Raw genomic sequence first — 1,619 nt, forward strand, 5'->3', positions numbered from 1 at the left:
TCACAAGATACAATTCCGGGAACCGACTTAGTAAAAGAAAAAGCGACACCGGGAACTAAAATCAACGCTCCTAAATCGCCAATCAAAGTCGACAATGCCAAGGCATTAAGCGATGCAGACAAAGAAAAGGTCAAACAAGCCGTCGAAGATGCCAACAAAGACGACAGTGGCAATAGCACCTTACCGAAAGACGCCACCATTGAGGTAGGCGACGACGGTACAGTCACCGTCAAAGACAAAGACGGCAAGGTGATCGGTACGCTGACACCGGACAAAACCGTCGCACAAAACCCGAGTAAACTCGGCGTGAAAGCACCGGAAGAACCAGTTGCAGTTAAAGATCCTAAGCATCTGACTGACGCTGAAAAACAAGCGGTAGAAAAAGCCGTTCGAGATGCCAATAAAGATTTACCGAAAGATGCAACTGTTACCGTTGCAGAAGATGGTACAGTCACGGTAAAATCCGGTGATAAAGAAGGCACCTTAACTCCGACACAAACGGTTCGTGCTGCTTCCGCTCCCGAAGTCAAAGCAAATTCGGACGGCAGCGTTACCGTCGTGCCGCCGCAAGATGCGGATAAGGTAAGAGTAGATTACACGGACGCCAACGGCAATCCGAGATCACTCACCTTGAAGAAAGGTAAAGGTACCAACGGAAATTGGATTCTTCCCAAGGATGCCGATCCTTCAATTACGATGAATCCCGAAACCGGAGAAATCACCATTACCGCAAGAAGCCTTAAGCCGGGAACGATTGTTACGGCAACGGCGATTTACCCGGATGGCGGCAAGTCCAGCAGTCAAGTCAAGAGTGTCGATAATCGCGGAAACAACGGAGGAAGCTCCGGCGGTATCATCGGCGGTACCTGGATCATTCCGGGAAGCACGACGACACCCTCTGTTGAAAAACCGAAACACGAAACGGCTATTCACAAGCTGTATATCTACGGCTATGAAGATAACACCTTCCGTCCCGAAGGCAATATGACCCGCGCCGAAGCGGCAGCGATGATCGCTCGTCTGCAAGGTCTGGATCTGTCCAACAAGGCAAGACCCGGCTTCATCGACGTACGCAGCGGTTGGTACAACGCAGTCGTCAATGCAGTTGTCAACGCAGGGTACATGAAGGGCTATCCCGACGGTACCTTCCGCCCCAACGACAAGATCACCCGTGCTGAATTTGCACAAATGATCAAGGCCATTGACAAGGCGAATACCGGCATGGCACCCTTCGCCGATGCAAAAGGCCACTGGGCCGAAGCGGCGATCAACCAAGCCTATGGCAACAAGCGTATTACCGGTTATCCGGACGGCACCTTCCGCCCGAACAACAATATCACCCGTGCCGAAGCGGTTACGGTATTCAATAAGCTGTACGACCGTAGCGTCGGCCTCACGGGTCTGCGTGATGTATTGACGGGCATCGTACCCTTCAATGATGTCAATGCAAGCCACTGGGCATACTACGATATTATCGAAGCGTCCAACACCCACACGTTCTACCGCACTGAAAAAGGTCAGGTACCCGAAACGTGGGTTATGTTGAATCAAACGTGGAAACAGGCTTTAGAAAACCGCTAAGGTCATTGAAAAGGAATCGAGTTTATACTCGGTTCCTT

General features: G+C 51.0%; 1 protein-coding gene. It reads left to right on the forward strand.

Features of this window, described 5'->3' with window-relative positions; genetic code table 11:
* Positions 1–1,581 (forward strand): S-layer homology domain-containing protein (locus WKT05_RS10540; protein WP_340414056.1); only part of this gene is annotated, 1,581 nt, incomplete at its 5' end.
* Positions 1,582–1,619 lie beyond the last annotated feature (38 nt).

The sequence above is a fragment of the Peptoniphilus sp. HCN-40583 genome (assembly GCF_037892835.1).
In the GTDB taxonomy this organism is placed as follows: Bacteria; Bacillota; Clostridia; order Tissierellales; family Peptoniphilaceae; genus Aedoeadaptatus; species Aedoeadaptatus rachelemmaiella.